The organism is Mycolicibacterium rutilum, from assembly GCF_900108565.1.
GTDB lineage: Bacteria > Actinomycetota > Actinomycetes > Mycobacteriales > Mycobacteriaceae > Mycobacterium > Mycobacterium rutilum.
Map to the genome: position 1 here is coordinate 2,244,337 of NZ_LT629971.1, position 21,677 is coordinate 2,266,013.

General features: G+C 69.5%; 22 protein-coding genes and 1 pseudogene. 14 read left to right on the forward strand and 9 right to left on the reverse strand.

What is annotated here, in order from left to right; all coding sequences use genetic code 11:
• Window positions 1–44 precede the first annotated feature (44 nt).
• A complete protein-coding gene (locus BLW81_RS30220; RefSeq protein WP_157897654.1) occupies window positions 45–275 on the reverse strand; it encodes a hypothetical protein in 231 nt (76 codons plus the stop codon).
• A gap of 164 nt (window positions 276–439) precedes the next feature.
• On the opposite strand from BLW81_RS30220, the gene purS reads away from it, so the two are divergent.
• From purS to BLW81_RS10970, 3 genes are all read left to right on the forward strand, one after another.
• Window positions 440–679 (forward strand): phosphoribosylformylglycinamidine synthase subunit PurS, encoded by a 240-nt coding sequence (gene purS / locus BLW81_RS10960; protein WP_083407190.1) that lies wholly within the window; start codon window positions 440–442, stop codon window positions 677–679.
• Window positions 676–1,350 carry a phosphoribosylformylglycinamidine synthase subunit PurQ gene (purQ, locus tag BLW81_RS10965; protein ID WP_083407191.1) on the forward strand — a complete coding sequence of 225 codons (675 nt, stop codon included), beginning with the start codon at window positions 676–678 and terminating at the stop codon, window positions 1,348–1,350. Before purS ends, purQ begins: the two co-directional genes overlap by 4 nt.
• A gap of 74 nt (window positions 1,351–1,424) precedes the next feature.
• Window positions 1,425–2,168 (forward strand): MFS transporter, encoded by a 744-nt coding sequence (locus tag BLW81_RS10970; protein WP_157897655.1) that lies wholly within the window; start codon window positions 1,425–1,427, stop codon window positions 2,166–2,168.
• Here the strand turns inward: BLW81_RS10970 and BLW81_RS10975 are convergent.
• From BLW81_RS10975 to BLW81_RS10985, 3 genes are all read right to left on the reverse strand, one after another.
• Window positions 2,165–3,062, reverse strand: a protein-coding gene (locus BLW81_RS10975) for an IS5 family transposase (protein ID WP_407662274.1) whose coding sequence is annotated in 2 segments (ribosomal slippage) — window positions 2,165–2,717 and window positions 2,716–3,062 — 900 coding nt in all. Because the reading frame shifts where the segments join, the coding sequence is not laid out codon by codon here. The genes BLW81_RS10970 and BLW81_RS10975 overlap by 4 nt on opposite strands.
• Window positions 3,063–3,131: 69 nt before the next feature.
• Window positions 3,132–3,929, reverse strand: coding sequence for a family 1 encapsulin nanocompartment shell protein (locus BLW81_RS10980; protein WP_083407193.1), 798 nt, complete (start codon window positions 3,927–3,929; stop codon window positions 3,132–3,134).
• A complete protein-coding gene (locus BLW81_RS10985) occupies window positions 3,929–4,954 on the reverse strand; it encodes a Dyp-type peroxidase (protein WP_083407194.1) in 1,026 nt (341 codons plus the stop codon). The genes BLW81_RS10980 and BLW81_RS10985 overlap by 1 nt, the downstream gene beginning before the upstream one ends.
• Window positions 4,955–5,004: 50 nt before the next feature.
• Between BLW81_RS10985 and BLW81_RS10990 the strand changes: the two genes are divergently transcribed.
• The 7 genes and pseudogenes from BLW81_RS10990 to BLW81_RS11020 all read left to right on the forward strand — a co-directional run bounded on the left by BLW81_RS10990 (window position 5,005) and on the right by BLW81_RS11020 (window position 13,314).
• On the forward strand, window positions 5,005–6,264 hold the full coding sequence (locus tag BLW81_RS10990) for a M18 family aminopeptidase (RefSeq protein ID WP_083407195.1): 1,260 nt from the start codon (window positions 5,005–5,007) through the stop codon (window positions 6,262–6,264).
• 15 nt (window positions 6,265–6,279) lie between these two features.
• Entirely contained in the window at window positions 6,280–6,633 is a 354-nt protein-coding gene (locus tag BLW81_RS10995) for a VOC family protein (RefSeq protein WP_083407196.1), read from the forward strand.
• 36 nt (window positions 6,634–6,669) lie between these two features.
• On the forward strand, window positions 6,670–7,878 hold the full coding sequence (locus BLW81_RS11000) for a cation:proton antiporter (RefSeq protein ID WP_083407197.1): 1,209 nt from the start codon (window positions 6,670–6,672) through the stop codon (window positions 7,876–7,878).
• Window positions 7,875–10,184 (forward strand): phosphoribosylformylglycinamidine synthase subunit PurL, encoded by a 2,310-nt coding sequence (purL, locus tag BLW81_RS11005; protein ID WP_083407198.1) that lies wholly within the window; start codon window positions 7,875–7,877, stop codon window positions 10,182–10,184. The genes BLW81_RS11000 and purL overlap by 4 nt, the downstream gene beginning before the upstream one ends.
• Window positions 10,181–11,905 (forward strand): alpha/beta hydrolase, encoded by a 1,725-nt coding sequence (locus BLW81_RS11010; RefSeq protein ID WP_456093742.1) that lies wholly within the window; start codon window positions 10,181–10,183, stop codon window positions 11,903–11,905. The genes purL and BLW81_RS11010 overlap by 4 nt, the downstream gene beginning before the upstream one ends.
• On the forward strand, window positions 11,905–12,528 hold the full coding sequence (locus BLW81_RS11015; protein ID WP_083407199.1) for an Rv0804 family intramembrane glutamic endopeptidase: 624 nt from the start codon (window positions 11,905–11,907) through the stop codon (window positions 12,526–12,528). Before BLW81_RS11010 ends, BLW81_RS11015 begins: the two co-directional genes overlap by 1 nt.
• Window positions 12,525–13,314 (forward strand): annotated as a pseudogene (locus BLW81_RS11020) (SDR family NAD(P)-dependent oxidoreductase). Before BLW81_RS11015 ends, BLW81_RS11020 begins: the two are co-directional and overlap by 4 nt.
• 3 nt (window positions 13,315–13,317) lie before the next feature.
• Here the strand turns inward: BLW81_RS11020 and BLW81_RS11025 are convergent.
• On the reverse strand, window positions 13,318–14,520 hold the full coding sequence (locus BLW81_RS11025) for an MCE family protein (protein ID WP_083407200.1): 1,203 nt from the start codon (window positions 14,518–14,520) through the stop codon (window positions 13,318–13,320).
• Between the two features lie 16 nt (window positions 14,521–14,536).
• Here BLW81_RS11025 and BLW81_RS11030 point away from each other — a divergent pair, with 16 nt between their 5' ends.
• Both BLW81_RS11030 and purF read left to right on the forward strand, forming a co-directional pair.
• The gene (locus BLW81_RS11030) at window positions 14,537–14,923 is read left to right on the forward strand and encodes a sterol carrier family protein (protein WP_083407201.1); all 387 of its coding nucleotides are present in this window, start codon (window positions 14,537–14,539) and stop codon (window positions 14,921–14,923) included.
• Window positions 14,924–15,134: 211 nt separating this feature from the next.
• Window positions 15,135–16,688, forward strand: a complete 1,554-nt coding sequence (gene purF, locus BLW81_RS11035; protein ID WP_083407202.1) for an amidophosphoribosyltransferase — start codon at window positions 15,135–15,137, stop codon at window positions 16,686–16,688.
• On the opposite strand, the gene BLW81_RS11040 is transcribed toward purF, so the two are convergent.
• Both BLW81_RS11040 and BLW81_RS11045 read right to left on the reverse strand, forming a co-directional pair.
• Window positions 16,685–17,638, reverse strand: coding sequence for an NAD(P)H-binding protein (locus BLW81_RS11040; protein ID WP_083407203.1), 954 nt, complete (start codon window positions 17,636–17,638; stop codon window positions 16,685–16,687). The two genes, purF and BLW81_RS11040, sit on opposite strands and share 4 nt — an antisense overlap.
• Before the next feature lie 25 nt (window positions 17,639–17,663).
• On the reverse strand, window positions 17,664–18,107 hold the full coding sequence (locus BLW81_RS11045) for a cupin domain-containing protein (protein ID WP_083407204.1): 444 nt from the start codon (window positions 18,105–18,107) through the stop codon (window positions 17,664–17,666).
• 93 nt (window positions 18,108–18,200) lie between these two features.
• Here BLW81_RS11045 and purM point away from each other — a divergent pair, with 93 nt between their 5' ends.
• A complete protein-coding gene (purM, locus tag BLW81_RS11050; RefSeq protein ID WP_083407205.1) occupies window positions 18,201–19,274 on the forward strand; it encodes a phosphoribosylformylglycinamidine cyclo-ligase in 1,074 nt (357 codons plus the stop codon).
• Window positions 19,275–19,295: 21 nt separating this feature from the next.
• Here the strand turns inward: purM and BLW81_RS11055 are convergent, their stop codons facing one another.
• The gene (locus BLW81_RS11055) at window positions 19,296–19,478 is read right to left on the reverse strand and encodes a DUF3073 domain-containing protein (RefSeq protein ID WP_083407206.1); all 183 of its coding nucleotides are present in this window, start codon (window positions 19,476–19,478) and stop codon (window positions 19,296–19,298) included.
• Between the two features lie 121 nt (window positions 19,479–19,599).
• Window positions 19,600–20,664, reverse strand: coding sequence for a CAF17-like 4Fe-4S cluster assembly/insertion protein YgfZ (gene ygfZ / locus BLW81_RS11060; RefSeq protein WP_083407207.1), 1,065 nt, complete (start codon window positions 20,662–20,664; stop codon window positions 19,600–19,602).
• A 51-nt stretch (window positions 20,665–20,715) separates the two neighbouring features.
• Between ygfZ and BLW81_RS11065 the strand changes: the two genes are divergently transcribed.
• Window positions 20,716–21,591, forward strand: a complete 876-nt coding sequence (locus BLW81_RS11065) for an aminodeoxychorismate lyase (protein WP_083407208.1) — start codon at window positions 20,716–20,718, stop codon at window positions 21,589–21,591.
• Window positions 21,592–21,677 lie beyond the last annotated feature (86 nt).

A 21,677-nucleotide genomic window follows, 5' to 3' on the forward strand; every position in this document is an offset into this window, starting at 1 on the left:
GCCTACGTAGTGGCCGCGCGGGCGCAGATCGGCAACGCCCCAGGTCACTGGCATCTGCGCAGCCAGGTGCTGCACTGGCGCGGTGCGGTGGGATGGAGCGGGCCACTGGTGCGCTCGGTGATCGAGGACGCGACGACGCGGTTGCGGTCATGCCAGGCGCCCAGGGTGTCGCCGTCGATCACCACGGCCGACTCCGAGGCGCTGGCCGCGGTGATCAGCGTGGCGGGCCGCAAGGTGGTGCACCAGTACCTGCTGGCCGACCCGGCGAGCGGCACCGTCGTCGAACTGGCCCTGTGGGCAGAACTGCCCGCGCAGAGGTGCCCTGGCCGGGGGTGTCGGACGCGCAGGTGTTCGACACTTTGGCGGGCCCGCTGTGCCAGGCATATCTCGGATCGTGCCGGTGAGGCGCGTCCAGCGGGGCCGCCGGTACAGTTGACGCGTGGCAAGGGTGGTTGTGCACGTGATGCCGAAGGCCGAGATCCTCGACCCGCAGGGGCAGGCGATCGTCGGCGCATTGGGCCGGCTCGGGTTCGAAGGTGTCTCGGATGTGAGGCAGGGCAAGCGATTTGAGCTCGAAGTCGACGACAGCGTCGACGACGACGCGCTCGCGAAGATCGCCGAATCGCTGCTGGCGAACACGGTGATCGAGGACTGGTCGGTGAGCAGGGAGCAAGCATGACCGCACGTGTGGGGGTCATCACATTCCCGGGTACGCTCGACGACGTCGACGCCGCGCGGGCCGTGCGGCTCGCCGGGGCGGAGGCCGTCGCGCTGTGGCACGCCGACGCCGACCTGAAGAAGGTCGACGCCGTCGTGGTGCCCGGTGGCTTCTCCTACGGGGACTACCTGCGCGCCGGTGCGATCGCGAAGTTCGCGCCGGTGATGGGCGAGGTCGTCCGGGCCGCCGAGCAGGGCATGCCAGTGTTGGGGATCTGCAACGGTTTTCAGGTGTTGTGCGAGACCGGTCTGCTGCCGGGAGCGTTGACCCGAAACGCGGGCCTGCACTTCGTGTGTCGCGACATCTGGCTGGAGGTGGCGTCGAACGAGTCGGCGTGGACCTCGCGCTACGAGCCCGGCGCCGACATCCTGATCCCGCTGAAGTCCGGTGAGGGCCGGTACGTGGCCAGCGACAAGGTGCTCGACGAGCTCGAGGGCGAGGGCCGCATCGTGTTCCGCTACCGCGACAACCCCAACGGCTCACAGCGCAACATCGCGGGCGTCAGCTCGGCCAACCGCCGCGTCGTCGGCCTGATGCCACACCCCGAGCACGCGACCGAGGCGCTGACCGGGCCCTCCGACGACGGCCTGGGCCTGTTCTACTCGGCACTCGACGGCGTCCTGAGCGCCTAACTCTCTCTGTAACTCGCGCGAGCGCGCGAATTTGATGCGCGGGGGGCCGCTGCGGCGGTGTTAGGTTGGCGTCGATGCCAACGAAGCCCGCAATAGCCGCCGGGTTCTTGGGCATTGTGCTCGGCCCGTTCGGACTGTTCTGCTTCGCTTGGGTATTCATCTTCGCCGAACGCGCACAGTATCTGTCGGCCGTCGTGGCCATGGGGGCCGCCGGTTGTCTCCTGGGATTGGCAGCCCTGTTCGTCCTCGTCGCGACTCGAAAAGTATCGCCGCGGATCGATGTCGAGAACTTTGGAACAACGGTTCGGCCGGATCGCAGACTGGACCGCCTTCTCGTCGCTGCCAGCGTCGCCGGGTTCGTGGCGATGGTGTGCTATGCCGTCTTCGCGCCGCTCGACATGCTTGATATCCGTCCGCCGCGCGGGTACGGACGTTTCCTCGTGGGTACTTGCGCCGTTGGAGCCTTGGTAGGTGTGTTCAGTCTGCGCCAGATATTCAGGGCTCGCGGGACGAGTTATCTCCGAATGACTGTGCAAGGCATCGAGACAGCAACCACGATGACCACTCAGGAGCGATCCTGGGACGAAGTAACGGACGTCGTCGACAGGAAGCCGGATACGCGCCAGGCCAGCGGAGCCATCTACATCCTCACCGCGGACGGACGCACACGAGAACTTCCCGCGAGCTGGTACACCCCGGGAGGCCACGCGCTCGGCGAGGTGCTGCGGTTCTATTGGCAGCATCCCGAAGCGCGCGAGGAGCTGGCCGACGATCGCGTTGTGCACCGCCTAGAGGCAGAGTTGCAGAATCCCAGCTAGGGCGTGTCTGATAAATGTGGCAGCCAGAGGGTGATGGCCCGTAGGACTGCTGCGCCGCGGTAGACGACTGCGAGTTTGTCGTAGCGGGTCGCCAGGCCGCGCCACTGCTTGGTGGTGTTGAAGCCTCGTTCGATCACGTTGCGGCTCTTGTAGTCCGCGGTATCGAACGCTGGTGGCCGTCCACCGCGTGACCCTCGGCGTTGGCGGTGGGCGATCTGGTCGGACGGTTGTGGGATCACCGCGACGATCCCGCGACGACGCAGCTCAGCGCGGATGGCGCGACTCGAGTACGCCTTATCGCCGCGCACTCGGTCGGGTCGGGTTCGTGCCGAACCACCGCGGAGTCGGGGTACCCGCAGATGGGCCAGCAGGTGCTCGAAAACCGGCGCGTCGTTGGCCTGACCGGGCGAGACCAACACCACCAGCGGGCGTCCACGGCCGTCGACGAGATGATGAATCTTGCTGGTCAAACCCCCGCGAGAGCGGCCGATGCCGTGGTCAGGCGGCTCGATGCGCGGATTCGTGTAATTCGACCCAGCCCCCTGTGTGGCGAGTGAGGTTCGTGCCGTGTTGATGGGCGCGGGCGATCGTGGAGTCCACCGATACCGACCAGTCGATGATCCCGGCGGCGTGGGCTGCCGAGAGCAGTCGGGTCAGCACCGCGTCCCAGGTCCCATCAGCGCTCATCCGGCGATGCCAGGTCCAAATCGTCTGCCACGGTCCGAACGCCTCGGGAACATCACGCCAGGCGATTCCACACCGGTACCGGTAGATGATGCCTTCCACCATTGACCGAGCATCCCGAAAAGGCCTGCCTGGCTTACCCGTCGGAGCAGGTAGCAGGTCCTCGATCAACGACCACTGCTCATCGGAGAGCAACTGAAACCGTGACATCTCTCAAGCCTCAGGCATAACACCTGAAACCTTTGTCAGACACGCCCTAGATGCAGGCGCCAACTGCGCTCAAGGCGTCAGGGCGACCGAGGCCTCCGACGTGTAGCACAGGAACGTCAGCGTCTCCTCCAGATACAGCTGCACCGTGGCCGCGTCATGGGACTGATATCCGATTGACACGTCGGTGCCCAGCTGCAGGTCGAAATCGCCTCCGCGGGTGGACAACACGAACGCCCCGTCGATCGCCGGCGCCCAGATGATGTCCCCGTCGACGAGCCGGTTGAGATGCTCGCGAATCGGATAGCCGTGCTGGGTCGTCTCGCTGACCTTCGTGTACACGTCGGCCGACAACAGCACCGAGTAGGGGCCGTCGACACCGGACAGTCGCAGCTCCGAAAGTGCCTGCGAGATCACGTCCGGAATGTCGCGCGCATCGTCGGGCAGCGCCAGCGCGGTATTCGAACTGCACCCGCGGATGCCCTCGATCGACGCTGCCTCGTAACCCTCGAAGATCGCCCGGTCCTCGGCGAAGGCCAACTTCTTGGCCGCGTCCTTGACGGGGTCCCAGTCCGAGTCCTGCGACCCGCGCTCCACGTCGTCGATCGCCGTGCGGGTCACGGTGAACGGCACCCGCAGCCGCACCAGCGGTTTGGCCTCCCGCAGGTGGGCGACCACACCGTCGCCGGGCGGCACGATGTCGTGCAGATGCCCGGTGCTGACGGCCGCGGTCACTGGGCCGCCGGGCTCGCTGACGTCGACCACGCGCCGACCGGCGATGTGGCGCTTGAACGTTCGCGTCGCCTCTTGCTCGATCTCTGTCCAGGCCTGCTCGGTGACCGGTGCCAGATCGCGGTACAGGTTGTTCATCAGCGGGTTCCTTTCAAGCTGCCGATACCGAGTGAGCCCTGGTATGCGGGAGGAGCGGACACGGGCACCGACTGATCGTCAGCGGCCGAATCCGGCAGCGGCGGTGGGTCGTCGAGGAAGTCGACGGTGGGGGTGAAGAACAGGCTTCCGGTCAGCGCGGTGGAGAAGTCCAGGATGCGGTCGGTGTTGCCCGGCGGGTCGCCGATGAACATGTTCTGCAGCATCCGCTCGGTCACCGAGGGGGTCCGCGAATAACCGATGTAGTAGGTGCCGAACTCGCCCTTGCCGATCTCGCCGAACGGCATGTTGTGCCGCACGATCTTGAGCTCGTTGCCGTCGTCGTCCTCGATCACGTTCAGCGCGACGTGCGAGTTGGCCGGTTTGACCGTGTCGTCGAGTTCGATGTCGTCGAGCTTGGTGCGGCCGATCACCCGCTCCTGCTCCTCCACCGACAGCGCGTTCCACGCCGACATGTCGTGCACGTACTTCTGCACGTGCACATAGCAGCCGCCGGCGAAATCGGGGTCCTCATCGCCGATCTGGGTGGCCGAGCGGGCCAGCGCACCGTCCGGGTTCTCGGTCCCGTCGACGAACCCCATCAGATCGCGGTTGTCGAAGAACTTGAACCCGTGTGTCTCGTCGACGATCTCGATGGCACCGCTCATCGCCTCGGCCAGTCTGGTGGCCAGCTCGAAGCACACGTCCATCGACTCGGCGCGAATGTGGAACAGCAGATCGCCGTCGGTGGCCGGAGCGTGGTGACGCCCGCCGCTGATCTCGCGGAACGGATGCAGTTCGGCGGGCCGCGGTCCGGAGAACAACCGGTCCCACGCGTGCGACCCGATCGAGGTGATCGCCGACAGCCGCTTGGCCGGATCGCGGAAACCGATGGCCCGCACCAGACCCGAGATGTCGGGCAGCGCGTCGTGCACCACCGCCTCCTGCCCGTCGACGATCGTCGCCACCAGAAAGACGGCGGCCGGCGTCAGCGGCGCAAGCACGGGTTGAGGCTGGATCTCGGGCACAAAACGACCCTAGCGCCACCGATCTTGATTCGACCCGTAAAGATGAATAGATGGCAGCTAGCCCCCATAACCTCTGCGAGTTCATCGACGCGTCGCCCTCGCCGTTCCACGTATGCGAGACCGCCGCGAACCGGCTCCGCGCGGCCGGTTTCCGCGAGCTGTCCGAAGCCGACGGATGGCCGACGCACGGCGACTTCTTCGTCATCCGGGCCGGCTCCCTGATCGCCTGGCGGACCGACGCCCCGAACCGCACCGGCCCGTTCCGGATCGTCGGCGCGCACACCGACAGCCCCAACCTCCGCGTCAAACAGCACCCCGACCGGTTCGTGGCCGGCTGGCAGGTCGTCGCGCTGCAGCCCTACGGCGGGGCATGGCTGAACTCGTGGCTGGACCGTGACCTCGGTGTCAGCGGCCGGCTCTCGGTGCGCAAAGACGACGGCATCGAGCACCGCCTGATCCGGATCGACGAACCGATCCTGCGGGTCCCGCAGCTGGCCATCCACCTCGCCGAGGACCGCAAGGCCGTCGAACTCAACCCGCAACGCCACGTCAACGCGGTATGGGGGACCGGCGGCGGGTCCCGCTCGTTCCTCGACTTCGTCGCCGGGCACGCCGGGGTCGCGGCCAATGACGTGCTCGGGGCGGACCTGATGACCCACGACCTGACGCCGTCGCGGCTCGTCGGCGCCGAACGTGATCTGGTCAGCGCCCCGCGGCTGGACAACCAGGCCACCTGCTACGCCGGGCTGGAGGCGTTTCTGACCGCCGCGCCCGAACGGTTCCTGCCGGTGCTGGTGCTGTTCGACCATGAGGAGGTCGGTTCGCAGTCCGACCACGGTGCGCAGTCCGATCTGCTGCTGACTGTCCTCGAGCGCATCACGCTGGCCCAGGGCGGCGGCCGCGAGGAGTTCCTGCGCCGGCTGCCCGACTCGATGGTCGCCTCCGGCGACATGGCGCACGCCACGCACCCCAACTACCCGGACCGCCACGAGCCCGGGCACCTCATCGAGGTCAACGGCGGACCGGTGCTCAAGGTGCAGCCGAACCTGCGCTACGCCACCGACGGCCGCACCGCCGCGGCGTTCGCGCTGGCCTGCGCGCAGGCCGGGGTGCCGCTACAGCGCTACGAGCACCGCGCCGACCTGCCGTGCGGGTCGACCGTCGGGCCGATGACCGCCGCGCGCACCGGCATCCCGACCGTCGACGTCGGCGCACCGCAGCTGGCGATGCACTCCGCGCGCGAGGTGATGGGCGCCGCGGACGTCGCCGCCTACGCCGCCGCGCTCGCGGCTTTTCTGTCACCGCGATGATCTAGGGTCGGCGCCATGACCCTCGCCGCCGTGAACATCACCGTCGACACCACCGACCCCGACACGCTCGCCCAGTGGTGGGCCACCGCCCTGGGCGGGCAGCTGAACCCTTTGGCGCCAGGCTTTTTCGTGATCGTCGATCTGCCGAACGGTCCCGGGTTGGCCTTCCAGAAGGTCGACGACCCGACACCCGGCAAGAACCGTGTGCACCTGGACTTCGGTGCCGCCGACGTCGGGGCCGAAGTCGAACGCCTCGTCGGACTCGGCGCCACCGAGACCGGCAGGCACAGCATGGGCGACTTCGCCTGGGTGGTGCTGGCCGACCCCGACGGCAACGCGTTCTGCGTCGCACCCGCCGATCATCCCTAGCGGCACCCGGTAGCGGCCGCTGGAAAGATCAGCGGCGTGCTGCTCTCACTGATCGCGGTCTCCGCGGTGCTGGCCGCCTGGGCGCTGGGTGCCAAGCACCTGGAGCGGTGGCGGCTGACCGCGCCCATGGTGCTGGTGCTGGCGGGCATCGCGGTCGGTTTCACCACCCGCGACGGGCTCGCCGAATCGCTGAACACCGAGGTCGCCCAGCACATCGCCGAGATCATCCTGGCGATCCTGCTTTTCGTCGACGCCACCGACATCCGCGGCGGGCTGTTCGGCCGCGAACCGCGCGCCGCGATGCGGGTGCTGTTCATCGCGATGCCGCTGAGCCTGGCCGCAGCCGTGGCGCTCGGGTTGTGGCTGCTGCCCGGGGTTCCATGGGCGGTGCTGCTGGTGCTCGCCTGCATCGTGGTGCCGACCGACTTTGCGCCTGCCGCGTCGATCCTGCGCGACCACCGCGTGCCCGAGCGGGTGCGCGACGTGCTCAACGTCGAAGCCGGCTACAACGACGGCATCATCTCGCCGCTGTTCATCTTCGCGCTGGCTCTCGCCGGCGACCGGTCGCACGCCGCGACGCCGATGGAGGCGCTCGCGTCGGCCCTGCCGCAGGCCGTCAAGGCGATCCTGGTGGGTCTGGCGGTCGGCGCGGTGCTCGCGCTGCTGACCAACCTGGCCGAGCGACGCGGCGCGATGACCGACCGCAGCAAGCGGATGATCCTGGTCGCCGCGCCGGTGCTGGCCTTCGGGCTGAGTTCGGCGGTCGACGGCAACGGGTTCGTCGCCGCGTTCGTCTGCGGCATCGCGTTCCACTATCTGCGGCGGTCGCCGTCGATTCACGACGAGCTCGCGCTGGTCGACGACATCGGCTACCTGCTCACCGTGGTGATGTGGTTCGTCATCGGCGCGACGGCGGTGCTGGCGCTGACGCTCGGCGTGACCTGGTCGATGGTGCTGTACTGCCTGCTCGCGCTGACGGTCGTGCGGCTCCTGCCGACGCTGCTCGCGCTGCTCGGATCACCGTTCTCCTGGCCGGAGCGGGTGCTGGTCGGCTGGCTCGGGCCGCGCGGCACCACGTCGATCGTGTTCGGCCTGCTGGCGTTCAACGTGCTGACCGGCGCGGCGGAGGCCGAGGTGCTGTTGATCATGGTGCTGGTGGTGCTGGGCAGCGTCGTCGTGCACGGCGCGACGGCGCCCGCGGCGGCACACGCGTTCAGCAGGTCGCAACCTAGACTGTCCTCGTGACGTCGGAGCTCACTTCCCAGACAGACACCGTCGAGCGGGCCGCCGCCACCCCCGATCAGCCGCAACCGTTCCGCGAACTCGGCCTCAAGGACGACGAGTACCAGCGCATCCGCGAGATCCTCGGCCGCAGGCCCACCGACGCCGAACTGGCGATGTACTCGGTGATGTGGAGCGAGCACTGCTCCTACAAGTCCTCGAAGGTGCATCTGCGCTACTTCGGCGAGACCACCACCGAGGAGATGCGCAAGACCATGCTGGCCGGCATCGGGGAGAACGCCGGCGTCGTCGACATCGGTGACGGCTGGGCGGCGACGTTCAAGGTCGAGTCGCACAACCACCCCTCCTACATCGAGCCGTACCAGGGCGCGGCCACCGGCGTCGGCGGCATCGTGCGCGACATCATGGCGATGGGCGCGCGGCCGGTCGCGGTGATGGACCAGTTGCGGTTCGGTGCGGCCGACGCGCCCGACACCCGCCGCGTCGTCGACGGCGTGGTGCGCGGTATCGGCGGCTACGGCAACTCGCTGGGGCTGCCCAACATCGGCGGCGAGACCGTGTTCGACGCGTCCTACGGCGGCAACCCGTTGGTCAACGCGCTGTGCGTCGGCGTGCTGCGCAAGGAGGATCTGCACCTGGCGTTCGCGTCCGGCACCGGCAACAAGATCATCCTGTTCGGCGCGCGCACCGGCCTCGACGGCATCGGCGGCGTGAGCGTGCTGGCGTCGGAGACGTTCGGCGGCGACGAGGGATCGGGCCCCGGCCGCAAGAAGCTGCCCAGCGTGCAGGTCGGCGACCCGTTCATGGAGAAGGTGCTCATCGAGTGCTGCCTCGAGTTGTACGCCGCCGATCTGGTGGTCGGCATCCAGGACCTCGGCGGGGCCGGATTGTCCTGTGCCACATCAGAGTTGGCATCGGCCGGCGACGGCGGCATGCGCATCGAGCTGGACGCCGTTCCGCTGCGGGCGGCGAACATGACCCCGGCGGAGATCCTGTCGAGCGAATCGCAGGAACGCATGTGCGCGGTGGTCACGCCGGACAACGTCGACAAGTTCCTCGCGGTCTGCCGCAAGTGGGAGGTGCTGGCCACCGTGATCGGTGAGGTCACCGACGGCGACCGGCTGCAGATCACCTGGCACGGCGAGACCGTCGTCGATGTGCCGCCCCGCACGGTCGCGCACGAAGGCCCGGTCTACCAGCGCCCAGTGCAGCGACCCGAGACGCAGGACGCGCTGAACGCCGACACCTCGGCGAAGCTGCCACGCCCGCAGACCGGCGCCGAACTCAAGGCGACTCTGCTTGCGCTGCTGGGCAGTCCGCATCTGTGCAGCCGCGCGTTCATCACCGAACAGTACGACCGCTACGTGCGGGGCAACACGGTGCTGGCCGAGGCCGCCGACGGTGGCGTGCTGCGGGTCGACGAGACCACCGGCCGGGGCATCGCGATCTCGACCGACGCGTCGGGCCGCTACACCGCGCTCGACCCGTACACCGGGGCGCAGCTGGCGCTCGCCGAGGCGTACCGCAACGTCGCGGTGACCGGCGCGACCCCGGTCGCGGTCACCAACTGCCTGAACTTCGGCTCCCCGGAGGACCCCGGGGTGATGTGGCAGTTCAGCCAGGCCGTCCGTGGTCTGGCGGATGGTGCTGCCGCGCTGGGTATTCCGGTCACCGGCGGCAACGTCAGCTTCTACAACCAGACCGGCACCACCGCGATCCTGCCGACGCCCGTCGTGGGTGTGCTCGGGGTGATCGACGACGTCAAGCGCCGCATCCCCACCGGCTTCGGCGACGAACCGGGCGAGACGTTGCTGCTGCTCGGCGACACCCGCGACGAGTTCGACGGGTCCATCTGGGCGCAGGTGACCGCCGACCACCTCGGCGGCGTGCCGCCGAAGGTGGACCTCGCCCGCGAGAAGCTGCTCGCCGACGTGCTGACTTCGGCCTCGCGCGATGGGCTGGTCTCGGCCGCCCACGACCTGTCCGAGGGCGGCCTGATCCAGGCCGTGGTGGAGGCGGCGTTGCGCGGCGAAACCGGTTGCCGCATCGTGCTTCCCGAAGATTGGCAAGAAGGCACAGCCCCGTTCACCTTCTTGTTCTCCGAGTCGGCGGGCCGGGTGCTGGTCGCCGTGCCCCGCACCGAGGAGAGCCGGTTCCGTGCCATGTGCGAGGCCAGGGGACTGCCGGCCACGCGGATCGGCGTGGTCGACGCCGCCAGCGACGCCGTCGAGGTGCAGGGCCAGTTCACCGTCACGCTGGAGGACCTGAGAAACACGTCGGAGGGCGTGCTTCCCGGGTTGTTCGGGTGAGTGGGCACACCACACAACGACATTCGCTATACGCCTGGGCGTGGAGCCTGGTCCGACTCGACTTCGTCGGGATGGCTTTCGGCGCGCTGTTCTTCTGCCTGTCACTGACCCCGTCACTGCTGCCGCGGGACTGGTTGTTCGCCGGCCTGATCGGCGGCATCAACGCCGCGATCGGCTACGGCATCGGCGTGTTCGCCGGACGGATGTTGCGCCGCTTCGTCTTACGGCGCCGCCCTTGGTGGCCGCCGTCGAGAACCGTGCTGACGGTGCTCAAGACCGCCGCGGTCGCGGGATCGATCGGCGCCAGCGTGCTGATGCTGGTCCCGGCGGCTGCCTGGCAGCGGCAGGTGTCGTCGGTGATGGGCATGGAAGGCCCCGCCACCCTCGGATACCTGCGCACGCTGATCGTGGCCCTGCTGGTCGGCGCGGTGTGCGTGGCGATCACCCGCCTGCTGATCGACCTCATCAAAACCATGGCCCGCTACCTGATCCGGCGCTGGCGACTGCACGACGAGGTCGCGTTGTTCATCGGGACCGCCATCGTCGTCGTCCTGGCGATCACCCTGATCAACGGCGTGCTGGTGCGCGGCTTCCTGGCCGGGGCCAACCGGGTGTTCCAGCCGCAGAACACCACCACCGCCGAAGGTGTCGTCCAGCCGCTCGCACCGGAAAGATCCGGCAGCCCAGCATCTTTCGCCGCCTGGGACACGCTGGGATTTCAGGGCCGGAACTTCGTGGCCAGCGGGCCGAGCGCCGAGGAACTGACCGAGATCAACGGCACCCCGGCCGAGGAGCCGATCCGGGTGTACGTGGGGTTGCAGACCGCCGAGACCGACGAGCAGCGCATGGCAGTACTGCTGTCCGAACTCGAGCGCACCGGCGCGTTCGACCGCGAACTGCTGGTGATCGTCCCGACGACGGGCACCGGCTGGATCAATCCGGTGGCGGCCCGCGCGCTGGAGATGATGTACAACGGCGACACGGCGCTGGTCGGTGCGCAGTACTCGTTTCTGCCGAGTTGGATCTCCTTCCTCGGCGACCAGCAGAAGTCGATGGAATCCGGCCGCATGATGATCGACGCGATTCATCAACGCTGGGAACAGCTTCCGCCGGACCGCCGCCCGAAGCTGGTGCTCTACGGCGAGAGTCTGGGCTCGATGGCCGGCCAGGGCGCCTTCGACTGGCTGCCCGACATCTCGCGGATGGGGTTCTCGTCGGTGCTGTGGGTGGGTCCGCCGAACGCCAGCCCGCTGTGGAAGGCGATCACCGAACGGCGCGATCCGGGCACACCGGAGGTCGAACCGCGCTACGACAACGGCCGCACCGTGCGGTTCTCGCAGGGCAACGATTCGGCGGAGATCGCCGCCGACACCGCCGCGCCGTGGCAGGGCACCCGCGTGCTGTTCCTGCAACACTCGTCGGATCCGATCGTGTGGTGGTCACAGGATCTGCTGTTCAACCGGCCGGACTGGCTGCGCGAACCGCCCGGCCGGGACCGCACGAGTTCCATGCGGTGGTATCCGATCGTGACGTTCTGGCAGGTCGCCGCCGACATGACGAACGCGAGTTCGGTGCCGGGCGGGCACGGCCACAACTACGGCGATTTCGTGCTCGACGGCTGGGCCGCCGTCGCACCACCTGCCGGCTGGACTCCCGAGGACACCGAACGCATCCGCATCGCCCTGCAGAAGACCGAAGCCGAGAACGGACCCGAATACTGATGAGAGCCACCAAATTTCGTGCCGCCGCTGTCGCCGTCGCGCTGGTCGGCTGGAGTTTCGTCGCGCCCCGGGTGCGCTTCCACCCCATCCCCAACGCGGCGCTGGGCACCGCCCTGTACGCGGCGGCCCGCCCACCGCTGGGGCTGCGCCCGCCCGCGGTGTGGTCGGGTCTGCGCCACGGCCTGGCCGCCGGCGCGGTGATCGCGCTCGGCGTCGCGGCGACGACCGCCGTTCCGTCGATGCGCCGCGGGATGGCCGCACGCGATTTACCCCCGCACCCGGTGCGCTGGATGCTGCTCGACATCCCGCTCGGCACGGTCTGGCCCGAGGAGGTCGCCTACCGTGCCACGCTGGGGATCACCGCCGAGTCGGCGTTTCAGCCGCCTGCCGGGCGGCTTCTGCAGGCGGTGGCGTTCGGCCTGTGGCACATCATGGACGCGCGCATCACCCGAAACCCGGTGCTGGGCACCGTGCTCGTCACCGGGGTCGGCGGTTGGGCGTTCGGCTGGCTGCACGCGCGCTCGGGCAGCCTGCTGGCGCCGATGCTCGCGCACCTGGCGACCAACGAGGCCGCCGCATTGGCCGCGCTGGCGGTCCAGCGCCGCCTAAAGTCCTCGACGTGAGCACAGACCGCGCGCAGGGCCGCGCCTTCGTCGTGACCGGTACGTCGTCGGGGATCGGACTGGCCACGGCCAAACGCCTTCTCGCTGAGGGCGGCACGGTCGTCGGCGCCGACATCGCCGAACCGGCCGCGCCGCTCGGTGCCGGCTTCACCTTCGTCCACGCCGACATCACCGACGAGGACGCCGTCGGCGCGGTGTTCGCCGCGGTGCCCGGCCGTCTCGACGGCGTCGTGCACTGCGCGGGCGTCGCCGGCGGCGGGCCGGTGCACCTGCTCGACCGCGCAGAGTGGGACCGGGTGATCGGGGTCAACCTCACCGGCACGTTCCTGGTCGCCAAGGCCGCGCTGGCCGCGATGATCGACCAGCCGCGGCTGGCGGGTGAACGCGGCTCGCTGGTCACACTGGCCAGCGTCGAAGGCCTGGAAGGCACCGCGGGCGGCAGCAGTTACAACGCCGCCAAAAGGCGGGGTGGTGCTGCTGACCAAGAACATCGCGCTCGACTACGGACCCAGCGGCATCCGCGCGAACGCGATCTGCCCCGGCTTCATCGACACCCCGATGCTCGACAGCGTGATGGGCCTCGACGGGATGGCGGGTCCGCTGCGGTCCATCACCGAGGAGCACGCACTGCAGCGGCGCGGCAGGCCCGACGAGATCGCCGCCGTCGCAGCGTTTCTCGTGTCCCCGGACGCATCATTCGTCACCGGCCAGGCGATCGCGGTCGACGGCGGCTACGCCGCCGGCCGAGACCACGGGGTGGTCAAACTGTTCGGCTTCCCGCAGTGACGGTCACGGGTTGATGGTGAGTTCTCCGACCTGCCGGCCCCAGACGTAGTCGATGAACATCGGCTGGCCGAGTTCGAGGTGGTTGTAGGGAGCGATGCTCGCGCCGGTGTCCATCACCAGGTACGGCGCCGGGAACAGGTCGCGGCTGATGTCCTGCCAGCAGCCGGGCCGGCCCTCGGGGCCCCCGCGGGCGTTGACCCGCGGCAGATTGTCGGGATAGATGTAGGGATTCCCGCCGCCGGCCAGCAGGCCACCGCCGCCGGTGAGCGAATAGCCGTTGCCACCAAGGGTTTTCGCCACCCGCGGCTGAACCTCGTGGAACTTGCGGATCGAGCAGAAGATGTTGGCGCGGTACTCGTCGAGCAACTGTGACACCGGCACCAGGTCCGCCGCGCCGCGCACCAGGTACGGCCCGGCGCGTTCGAAGGTTCCGGCGGCGTCGTCGGCGAAACCCAGCGCCTTCATCAGCGTGGCGTCGACGTCGGCGCGCTGCGCGTCGAGGGTGCTCGCGGAGGTGGCCGCGTCGCCGAGGCCGTCGAACAGATCCGGCGACGCACCGGCGTAGACGCCGGCGAGGTCGGCCAGCAGCGTCGTGTCCGCGCGGATATCGGGCATGCGCGCGTTGAGGTCACCGAGGATCTGGTTGCCGTCGAGCAGCGACCGGCCGAACCGGTCGCCCAGCCCGGTCAGCGCCTCGGCCGCGGCGGTCAGCGTCTGGTTGAGCTTGATCGGGTCGACCTGTTCGGCGAGCGCGGTGACGGTTTCGAAGACGGTGTTGAACTCGGTCGTCACGGCGACCGCCTGGATCACGTCGCCGGGGGCGATCCGTTGCGGCGACGCGTCGGCGGGCGAAGTGAACGAGATGTACTTGTTGCCGAACACCGTGGTGGCACGGATCTCGGCGGTCACGTTGGCCGGGATGCGGTCCAGGTAGCGCGGGTCGACGTCGAGGGTGAGCCGGGCGCGGTCGTCGTCGCCGCCGGCGACCGCGATCCGCCCGACGCGGCCGATCTCCACGCCGTTGAAGGTGACCTTCGCGCCCGGTTCGACGACGAGCCCGGCGCGCGCCGACAGCAAAGTCACCTGGGTCTTGGTCGCGAGCTCGCCGCGGAACTGCAGATAGATCAGCACGGCCGCCACCACCGCGATGATCACGAACACCGCGCCCGCCGCTTTGTACGGCGGTTTGTGGCGATCGACGAACACTTTGAGACAGTAAGGTATGCCCGCCCGTCATGGTGCCGATCCGGTGAAGACCCGCGCCGCGGTGCTGGCGGTCGCCGACTGGCTGCGCGACCCGCAGCAACCCGAGCCGGCACGCCCCGCGATCGCCGACGCGGTCCGGCTGACCGCCCGCACGCTCGCGGCCGTCGCCCCCGGTTCCAGTGTCGAGGTGCGGGTGCCGCCGTTCATCGCCGTGCAGTGCATCGAAGGGCCCGCGCATCGGCGCGGAAACCCGCCCAATGTGGTGGAGACGGACCCGCGGACGTGGCTGCTGCTCGCCACCGGGCTGCTGTCGCTCGACGACGCTGCGGACCGGGTCGCGCTGTCGGGGTCGCGTGCCGCCGAGATCGGGTCCTGGCTGCCGCTGGTCGAGCTGGAGGGTTAGCTTCGCCACACGCCCCCCACGTGCGATTTCGGTGCACCAGCGATCGTTGACCGATCGGAAGCGCACCGAAATCGCAGGGTAGGGCAGGAAATGAACGGCTGCCGTGCGGTGTTGAACCGGCTCGACGACACTTTCCGCGAATTCCGTCCTCGACCTGCGTTGCCCGTAGACTGAGGCGGTCTACCCACCTCGCCATGGGAGCAGCCATACCGTGACCGGCCCGCAGCCCGCCGACACCGACGCTTGCGTAAGTGACCCCTCTCAGGAACCCCGCGAAGAATGCGGTGTCTTCGGCGTCTGGGCGCCGGGTGAAGAGGTCGCCAAGCTCACCTACTACGGCCTCTACGCGCTGCAGCACCGCGGCCAGGAAGCGGCGGGCATCGCTGTCGCGGACGGCTCGCAGGTGCTGGTGTTCAAGGACCTCGGGCTGGTCAGCCAGGTCTTCGACGAACAGACCCTGGCCGCGATGGAGGGCCACGTCGCGATCGGGCACTGCCGCTACTCGACCACCGGGTCCACCACGTGGGAGAACGCCCAGCCGGTGTTCCGCAACACCTCGGCGGGCACCGGGGTGGCGCTCGGCCACAACGGCAACCTCGTCAACGCCGCCGAACTGGCCGCCCGCGCCCGCGAGGCGGGCCTGCTCGACACGCGCGGTGCACCAGCCGCGACGACGGACTCCGACATCCTCGGCGCGCTGCTCGCCCACGGCGCCGCCGACGCGACGCTCGAGCAGGCGGCGCTCGAACTGCTCCCGACCGTGCGCGGCGCGTTCTGCCTGACCTTCATGGACGAGAACACCCTCTACGCGGCCCGCGACCCGTACGGCGTGCGGCCGCTGTCGCTGGGCCGGCTGGACCGCGGGTGGGTCGTCGCCTCGGAGACCGCGGCGCTCGACATCGTCGGCGCCTCGTTCGTCCGCGACATCGAGCCCGGCGAACTGCTGGCCATCGACGCCGACGGCGTGCGCTCCACCCGGTTCGCCAACCCCGAACCGAAGGGCTGCGTCTTCGAGTACGTCTACCTCGCGCGCCCGGACAGCACGCTGGCCGGCCGCTCGGTGCACGCGACCCGCGTCGACATCGGCCGCCGGTTGGCCCGCGAGAAACCGGTCCCCGCCGACCTGGTGATCGGTGTGCCGGAGTCGGGCACCCCGGCCGCCGTCGGGTACGCGCAGGAGTCCGGCATCCCTTACGGCCAGGGCCTGATGAAGAACGCCTACGTGGGCCGCACCTTCATCCAGCCGTCGCAGACGATCCGTCAGCTCGGTATCCGGCTCAAGCTCAACCCGCTCAAGGAAGTGATCCGCGGCAAGCGGCTGATCGTCGTCGACGATTCGATCGTGCGCGGCAACACGCAGCGCGCGCTGATCCGGATGCTGCGGGAGGCCGGCGCTGTCGAGGTGCACGTGCGCATCGCCTCACCACCGGTGAAGTGGCCGTGCTTCTACGGCATCGACTTCGCCACCCCGGCCGAGCTGATCGCCAACGCCGTCGAGGACCAGGGCGAGATGCTCGAGGCGGTGCGGCACGCGATCGGCGCCGACACCCTGGGCTACATCTCGCAGCACGGGATGATCGCCGCCACCGAGCAGCCGGCCTCGCGGTTGTGCAGCGCCTGCTTCGACGGCCAGTACCCGATCGAGCTGCCCGGGGAATCGGCGTTGGGCAAGAACGTGATCGAGCACATGCTCGCCACCGCCGCGAAAACCGGTGTGCCGCTGCACTCCGACAACGACAACGTGTCGGCGCTGCGCAGGCCCTAGTTACGCCCGACGTGCGCCCATTGCGGATCGCTGGGCAGCGGGCCGCGCTGCAACGCCGTCACGACCGCATCCCGGTACGGCGTCAGGCCGCCGGCCGGCGGGGCGATGACGTCGTCGACGTCGTGGTCGCCCATCACCGCATCGCATTCCAGTGACTCGATCAGCGGGGCTGCCAGGCCAGCGGGCATCGGTGTCACCAGACCGATCCACCAGCTCGCAATTTTCGGTGTGAGCCACGGCAATACGATCATCGTCCGGCGGCGCAGCCCGGCCACTTCGGCGTACACCTGCATCGCCTCGCCGTACTCGAACACGTCAGGACCGCCGACGTCCCACGTCCGTGATGTCGGGACCGGCGCCGTCGCCGCCTCACTCAGGTAGTGCAACACGTCGTCGATCGCGATCGGCTGGATCTTGTTGTGCACCCACTTCGGGGTCGTCATCACCGGCAGCCGCGTGGTCAGGTGCCGGATCATCTCGAATGAGGCTGAGCCCGAACCGATCACGATGCCCGCCTGCAGCACGACCGTCTCGATACCCGAGTCGATGAGGATGTCGCCGACCGCGGTGCGCGACCGCAGATGCGGAGACAGGTCGGCGCCCGCCGGATGCAGGCCGCCCAGATACACGAACCGCTTCACGCCCCGCGCCGCCTCGACGACGTTGCGCGCCGAGCGGGACTCCTCCTCCACGAAGTCGTCGGAACTGCCCATCGAGTGCACGAGGTAGTAGACGACGTCGACACCGTCGCAGGCCCGGCGCAGCGACTCGACGTCACCGAGGTCGCCCTGGACGACCTCGACGCGGTCGCGCCACGGCACATCGGCGAGCTTGTCCGGGGTGCGCGCCAGCGCCCGCACCTGATAGCCGCGCTCGAGCAGGGCAGGGATGAGCCGGCCACCGATGTAGCCGGTTGCGCCGGTCACCAGGCAGCGAATCGCGTCAGACACCCCTGCGGGATGGCCCGTTTAGACCTCAGGCAAACCCGCAGCCGGGATCGGGCGCATCCACCGACAGCGGGGTGCCCGCCGGGTTGATGTAGAGCACCCACATCACCAGCGGGGCGGGACCCAGGTTGCGGCCGATGTGGACGTGGTCCGGTCCGCTGGCTTCGGTGATCGGCGCACCGGCAGGGTAGACGCCGTCAGAAGCGCAGGTCGCCGCGTCGTGCGACAGCGTGCCGGCGCGGATGAGCCCGTACACCTGGCCGTCGTGGTAGTGCCAGCCGGTGCTGCCGCCGGGCGCGATCGTGATCTCGCGGGTGATGTAGTCGACACCGTCGACGGTGGCCTGGGCGATGGTCCTGGCCTCGACGCCGGTCCCGGGGGTCGCCGACGCCGTCGGTGACGGGACGGCGAGGCCGAGCAGTGCCGTCGTCGCGACCGCCAGCAGGGCCGGTGACCGGTGTCCGCGTGTCATGACCGGTCACGCTGTCACACCGGGACGGCGCGTGCGCGCCGAACGCCGAACACGCTTACCGCGGTGACGACTTCCCCGGTAGCCTTTATCGCGATGACCGAACGCGCCGAACCAGTCGGCATCTCCTACGCATCGGCCGGGGTCGACATCGAAGCCGGTGACCGGGCCGTCGAACTTCTCAAACCGCTCGCCAAGAAGGCCACCCGGCCCGAGGTGCGTGGTGGGCTCGGCGGCTTCGCCGGCATGTTCGCCCTGCGCGGCGGTTACCGGGAACCGGTGCTCGCGTCGTCCACCGACGGGGTGGGCACCAAGCTCGCGGTCGCCCAGGCCATGGACAAGCACGACACGGTCGGGATCGACCTGGTCGCGATGGTCGTCGACGACCTCGTGGTGTGCGGCGCCGAGCCGCTGTTCCTGCAGGACTACATCGCGGTGGGCCGCACCGTGCCCGAGCGGATCAGCGAACTGGTCGCCGGTATCGCCAACGGATGCGTGATGGCCGGCTGCGCGCTGCTGGGCGGGGAAACCGCCGAACACCCCGGGCTGATGGCGCCCGACCACTACGACATCTCGGCCACCGGCGTCGGTGTGGTGGAGGCCGACGACGTGCTCGGGCCCGAGCGGGTCAAACCCGGCGACGTGCTGATCGCGATGGCCTCGACCGGCCTGCACTCCAACGGCTACTCACTGGCCCGCAAGGTGCTGCTGGAGATCGACCGGATGAACCTCGCCGGACACGTCGAGGAATTCGGCCGCACCCTCGGCGAGGAGCTGCTGGAGCCGACGCGCATCTACGCCAAGGACTGCCTGGCGCTGACGGCCGAGACGCAGGTCCGCACGTTCTGCCACGTCACCGGCGGCGGACTGGCCGGCAACCTCGAGCGCGTCGTGCCGCCCGGGCTGGTCGCCGAGATCGACCGCGGGACATGGACGCCCGCGCCGGTGTTCGCGATGATCGCGCAGCGCGGCAGGGTCGAACGCCCGGAAATGGAGAAGACCTTCAACATGGGTGTCGGAATGGTCGCCGTCGTGGCGCCCGAGGACACCGATCGCGCGCTGGCCATCCTGACTGCCCGGCACCTCAACTGCTGGACTCTGGGCACCATCAAGAAGGGTGGAAAAGACGCTCCCCGAGCCAAGCTCGTGGGGCAACACCCGCGCTTCTGAGGTCAGCCGCGCTTGTAGGGGTCAGCGACGCCAGTCGTCCTCGTCGACCCACTCGTCGGCCACCGGATCGGTGCCGTTGAGGTGATCGTTCTCGGAAGCGCCCGACAGCTCTTGCTGAAGCCGCTTTAAGTCGGTCTGCGGTGAGCTGTATTTGAGCTCACGAGCAACCTTGGTCTGCTTTGCCTTCGCCCGGCCGCGGCCCATGGGGGGACCCCCTCGCGCAATAACGGAGCGGCCCGATGTGCAGGCGGCTCCGATCTGATCTGTCTTTTTCGTCCTGCCGACAGCTTACCGTGCCGGGCCTCGCGGCGCTGGCAGGCCCTCATCACGGCCGCGCGCCGCCCCGGAGCTGCTCGACTGCGCGGCGTCCGGCCCCCGCGGCGTCCGGCGGGGGAAGGGTGTCGGCGTCGATCACCGCGGGCACGCCGTCCACGTCCAGCGTGGTGTCGGCCGGCAGCCCCCGCTTCAGCAGCGCCAGCGCGACCGGCCCCTCGTCGACGTGGTCCACCACCGTGCCCAGCCGGCCCACCACGCGCCCGCCGGCAAGCACCTGGGCACCGGGTGCAGGCCGGTCGGCCGACCCGTCGAGATGCAGCCGCACCAGCATGCGCGGCGGTTTGCCCAGGTTGTGGACGCGGGCGACGGTCTCCTGACCGCGGTAGCAGCCCTTGTCGAGGTGCACCGCAGGCCCGATCCAGCCGACCTCGTGGGGGATGGTCCGCTCGTCGGTGTCGACGCCCAGCCGCGGCTGCAGGGTCGCCACGCGGTGCGCTTCAAAGGTCCAGATGCCGGCCGGGCGCACGCCGGCGTCGACCAGCCGCCGGCGCCACTGCTCGGTCTGGTCACGCGGCACCACGAGATCGACTTCCGCCTCGCCGCGGCTGCGCAGGAATCCGCCGTCGGGCAGCGCGAGCGCGGTATCGGGGCCCGGCAGCGCGTCGACGCCGAGCGCGGTCAGCACCGCGGCGTCGGCTACCAGCGGTCCGAGCAGCGTCAACACGGCGAGATCGGCGGGTTCGACCGCGACATCGGACCAGAACACCATCTTGCGCAGGTAGGCCAGCAGCGGCTCACCCCGCCACGGTTCGGTGTCCAGATAGGTGACGCCGTCGAGCTCGGTCTGGATCCAGTGATCTTCCACACGACCCTGCCCGTCGAGGCTCAAATTCTCGGTCACCGCGCCGTCGGGCAGGTCGCTGACGTGCTGGGTGGTCAGGCTGTGCAGCCAGCTCTTGCGGTCCGCGCCGCGCAGCGTGAGCACCGCGCGGTGCGAGCGGTCCACGACGACCACGGCGTCGGTGGCTGCGCGCTGCTCGCCGAGCGGATCGCCGTGGTGCCACACGGCGCCGGCGTCGGGTCCGGATTCGGGTGCGGGGACAGCAGCAGACATAGGTCAACTCTACGTTCGGGGCAGGTGGTGCCGCGGCTACGCTGTGGGCCCATGGCTGGCGAACCCGCTGTCGTGGTCACCCTGGACGGGCAGTTGCACGACCCCGCCGCGCCGCTGCTGCACGCCGACGATCTGGCGGCGGTGCGCGGCGACGGCATCTTCGAGACGCTGTTGGTGCGCGACGGCCGCCCGTGTCTGCTGGAGAGCCACCTGAGCCGGCTCACCCAGTCCGCCCGGATGACCGAGCTGCCCGCGCCCGATCTCGAGCGCTGGCGCGCGGCGGTGGCGCTGGCGGTCGACAACTGGACCGGCGACGAGGGCGTGCTGCGCCTGGTCTACAGCCGCGGGCGGGAGAGCGGCTCCGCGGCGACGGCGTACGCGACGATCGGGCCGCTGCCCGCCCGGGTCGCCGACGTGCGGCAGCACGGGCTGGCCGCGATGACGCTCGCGCGTGGGCTGCCCGCCGAGGGCACCACCGAGATGCCGTGGCTGCTGGCCGGCGCCAAGACGCTGTCCTACGCCGTCAACATGGCCGCGCTGCGGCACGCCGAACGCCACGGCGCCGGCGACGTCATCTTCGTCGGCTCGGACGGACTGATCCTCGAAGGGCCGCGCTCGACCGTCGTGATCGCCGCCGAGACCGAGCCCGGCGGCCGGCTCGGCTTCTTCACCCCGCCGCCGTGGTTCCCCATCCTGCGGGGCACCACCCAGCAGGCGTTCTTCGAGGTGGCCCGCAACAAGGGCTACGACTGCGACTACCGGTCACTGCGACCCGCGGATATGCGCACCGCACAAGGGGTTTGGCTGGTGTCGAGCATCACGCTGGCGGCGCGGGTGCACACCCTCGACGGCACCGCTCTGGAGCCGAGTCCACTGGCGGCGGAATTCGCCGAACTCGTCGACGCCGCGATCCTGCGCGATCGCTGAGCGCTAAACCGGTTGTCGCCTCATGCGTGCGCGGGTAGCGTCGCTCGTACACAGGAGAGGAGGTGGTCCGAGATTTTGAGTGACTT